This window comes from uncultured Nostoc sp., from assembly GCF_964245575.1.
Lineage (GTDB): Bacteria > Cyanobacteriota > Cyanobacteriia > Cyanobacteriales > Nostocaceae > Nostoc.
Genome location: NZ_CAXTNP010000465.1, coordinates 1 through 3,910 on the forward strand (window position 1 = coordinate 1; position 3,910 = coordinate 3,910).

General features: G+C 41.2%; 3 protein-coding genes and 1 pseudogene. All 4 read left to right on the forward strand.

Annotation, left to right across the window (positions count from 1 at the left end):
* Positions 1–407 (forward strand): annotated as a pseudogene (locus ACFFAP_RS36950) (hypothetical protein); the annotation flags it as partial.
* On the forward strand, positions 404–1,150 hold the full coding sequence (locus ACFFAP_RS36955; RefSeq protein ID WP_375515858.1) for a hypothetical protein: 747 nt from the start codon (positions 404–406) through the stop codon (positions 1,148–1,150). The pseudogene ACFFAP_RS36950 and the gene ACFFAP_RS36955, both read left to right, overlap by 4 nt.
* Positions 1,147–2,346 (forward strand): hypothetical protein, encoded by a 1,200-nt coding sequence (locus ACFFAP_RS36960; protein WP_375515859.1) that lies wholly within the window; start codon positions 1,147–1,149, stop codon positions 2,344–2,346. The genes ACFFAP_RS36955 and ACFFAP_RS36960 overlap by 4 nt, the downstream gene beginning before the upstream one ends.
* A 1-nt stretch (position 2,347) precedes the next feature.
* A partial coding sequence (locus tag ACFFAP_RS36965) for a type IV secretory system conjugative DNA transfer family protein (RefSeq protein ID WP_375515860.1) occupies positions 2,348–3,910 on the forward strand: 1,563 nt, incomplete at its 3' end.

Here is a 3,910-nt window from a genome sequence, read left to right on the forward strand (position 1 = left end):
GCAGTTGCAAACTGCTTAAACCGCAAGGGTTTCGGCTTTTCTTAGTGCCATTCGGGGCCAAACCTTTGATTGCGAAGAAATACCAAAACAAAGGGGGGGAGGTGTCCAACGATATAATGTTGAGTCTGTTTAGCGGCTTAGGTAAAATTGGTGGGGTCTTGAACCAATCAGATACCACCAGTATCATCAATTCTTCTAGCAATAGCTACAACAGTTCAAGTAGTTCATCATCTAGACGTGATATAGGGGGGGCATTCTTAGAGGGTGCATTTGGGAAACTGAGTGACATTCAGGGGAAACGTACCGAGACTGCCAATACAGAAATTGCTCCTGGGAGCAATATTTTGTATATACCCAAAGATACTAAAGTCACGATTTTAGTGAATCGCAGTCTGGAGTTGCCATGAAAAACTTTTTGATTAGTATACCGTTGGCTCTCGCAGTTGCTTGTGTACCACTATCCACAATTGCCGCACCAGTCGTTCGCACCATCTTTCAATCAATGGCTAGTGGGACGCAGGCCAAACTACAAACTATTAACGTTTGGAATGGTCACGGTGTAGCAATTTCTTTCTATGAAATTGGCGAAACTATCAAAAAAGTCTGGTTAGACGACCCATCGCAAATCCTGCTTGACACAGATGGTTGCTTAGAGGGACTGGGTAAGAATTGCTCTAACCCCGGCGCTGGGCTGATTCATCTGCGGCGGATCAAGAGAGTAAACATTCCCGGAATACCGCAAACATCTACCACTTTGTTAACAGTAGTTACGCAGTCATCCTCTGGTGAACGCAAGACTTACAGTTTTCGACTAGCAACAAGTAATGGCACTCCTAGATATAGTCAGGTAACGATCCTTCTTGATGTGGCACGAGAACAAACAGCCCCGAAACCTCAATTGCAATCATTAGTTAAAACACAGCAAACAATTAACCAAATTCGAGGCGGTATTGTTGTCGCTATTAAAAGTGGATGGATGAATCAGCAAGATGAACTACACCAACGTTTGCAAAAGTTAATTGGTTATTTACAAGCAGGTGATGATATTTTTACTGCTGCTAATAAGGCTTCTGTCTCTCAAAACTTAGTTAATAAATTAATTACTTTGAGTAATAGTTCTGATAATTTAACACAAGGTAATGGCTTATGAAATCATTTTTACGACCCAATGATAACGCCTTACGTTACTTTATTTTTTTTGGTTTAGTAGGTAGCTTATTGATTCATAGTTTCATAAAATATGGGTTACTCAATCAAACCATTGGGTTAATCATGCCCAAAGCCTCTGCACAAGTACCCGTTATCAATTCCCCTAATGGGTTTACTCCTGATTGGTCGCGTTTCAAATTCAGCGACATGATTATTTCTGAAAGTAACAGTGTTACCTACCCAGGCACAAGAGGTACAGAAACTAGAACCTGGACGGCAGGACAAAGCATTAGCGAGTTTATGGAACTAGGGGATTTTGAAACACCTCAATTAGCAATAGAAAATTTAAATCTCTCAACTATAGCTTCAGTACAAGGAATCAATTTAAGTGGGTTAACATTAGATGATTTTCAATTAACAAGATGGCAGACCTTGCCAAATTTGGTCAGAGCCGTTCCTAATTTGGGTAACAGAAACGTATTGAGTGTTATACCTATCCGTGATTTTGCGAGAAGATTTGGCATTAATGGCGGTACAATCGCTAATCTGGGGCGTTATGACAATTTAAGTAATGTTCAACTTGGTCGAGTAATTAATTTAAGAAATTATCCTTTGACATCGATTTCTAATATCCAGAACGCATCAATAAATCGCTTTGCCAATTGGCAAGACTCCAGAATTGATGGTGTACCGGGATTATCAACACTCACCTGGGATAATTTACCGGGGTTGAGAACACTTGACCTTTCATTTGTTGCCAAAGTTGATCTGCCATTGGGAGATATTGAAGCTAACCGTACCCGTTCCATATCTGGTAGCTACCAAGATGGCTTTAATGTTCCCTGTCTACAAAATAATTGCGCTCATACGGAAATGGAAGGCATTGGTAAGACTACTGGAACACAGTGGATATCCGGGAAATTCCAAAAGGTTAATGGTGGATTTGGCATTTTAAAAGCTCTTAATGATGGTCAAGAGCCTACTGGCAGGAACCCCTTTGGCTCTAGTTTTAAACAAGTAGTTTGGAATATTGATGAAGCAAGTGGTTCTGTCAAGACTGCTATGTTTTTCCGCATCTGCAAAACTATACCCTTCATTGGTCGTACTTGCAGCCCCTACTTCATTGGGCCTGTGCCTTTTATTGAGTACCAGGAGAAAGACCCTATCGTTCTTGGTGAACCTAATTCTCTACCTTAAAATGAGCAAATCTTTCAAAATAAATAGTGCTAATCCTCAAGGATTTCGATTTGAGCAATTACAAAATCCTGATGACGCAATTGGCAAGTACACTCACCCTCTTTTCACCCCCAATGGACTAACAGTTTTGTCCTTACTTGGTGCTTATATTTTGATGAGGGTATTTTTTGGCGACTCTAACAAGAAGAAAATTGCTACTTCTTATTGGGGTGGAGCTAAAGAAACTGCTACTGCTCAGAAAAAAGCCATCTTGCAAATCGTCAATCCCCAATGTGATAGTGCGGCACTTTACATTGGTAAGCATCAGGGAAAAGGTGGTGGCACTACTTTCTATATCCCTGATGTGCAACGGGGTACGGCAGTCATCGGCGCTCCCGGTAGTGGTAAAACATTCAGCGCCATTAACCCGATGATTTACTCGGCAATTGATCAGGAATTTCCATGTATAGTTTATGACTTTAAGTATCCTTCTCAAGCGAAAGTTGCTGCCTACGCCAAATACAAGGGCTATGATGTTCACATCTTTGCACCGGGATTCCCTGAATCTGAAGTCTGCAATCCTTTAGATTTTCTCCGGGATAGTAGTGATGCCGAATCATCCCGACAAATTTCAACCGTCATTAATAAGAATTTCCGACTTCTGGGCAATTCAACTGAAGATGGGTTCTTTGGCCCTTCAGGGGATCAGCTGACTCAGGCAATTCTGATGTTAGCTAAAGAATTTGGCGATTACGCCGATGTTATGACTTGCGCCGCGATACTTTCTAGCGAACAAATGGTCAAACGCCTCATGGCTGCTTCCCTTAACCCTTGGGTGAAAATTGCCTTTGGGCAACTGTTCAGTTCTGCTGCATCTGAAAAGACTGTTGCAGGCATTGTTGCTACCGCCAGTATTATGTTTACCCGATTCATGGCGAAAAACACATTAGGCTGCTTCATCGGCAAGACAACTTTACCTTTGGAAATTAAAGGTAAGCAAATGATTATCTTTGGGTTGGACAGAGAACGCCGGGATGCAGTAGGGCCTCTCATGACCAGCATCTTACACATGACCATCGCCCGAAATATTGCTTCTAAGCGGAAAGATCCACTCATCGTTGCACTGGATGAATTACCGTCTATTTATCTGCCTGATTTATATAGATGGCTGAATGAATCTCGTTCTGAGGGCTTCTGCGGTATTATCGGCTTTCAAAATATGGGGCAGCTTGAGAAGAACTACGGTAAAGATATCGCTAAGGCTATCCTTGGTGCTTGCAGCACTAAGTTTATATTCAATCCTGGTGAGAACGAGTCAGCGCAATTATTCTCCAACTTCTTGGGTGATGAAGAGATTAAGTACAAGCAAAAAAGCCGTTCTACTGGGGGTAAAAATAATAGCACTAGTATTAGTGACCAAGAAAAAACTAGAAAGCTTTTTGAATCGGCTCAATTTCTGAAGTTAATTGCTGGTAAATGCGTTTTCATTAACCCTGCTTATGCTAATAAAAATGAAGGTTCAGTTCCACTGTTGAAAACTATTAAAATTTCTCAGACTCTCAAAAATATTGAGAAATACAATCAA

Excerpts from the sequence above, each read along its gene's own strand:
- ACFFAP_RS36955 (WP_375515858.1), top strand. The coding sequence starts at position 404 with ATGAAAAACTTTTTGATTAGTATACCGTTGGCTCTCGCAGTTGCTTGT.
- ACFFAP_RS36960 (WP_375515859.1), top strand. The coding sequence starts at position 1,147 with ATGAAATCATTTTTACGACCCAATGATAACGCCTTACGTTACTTTATT.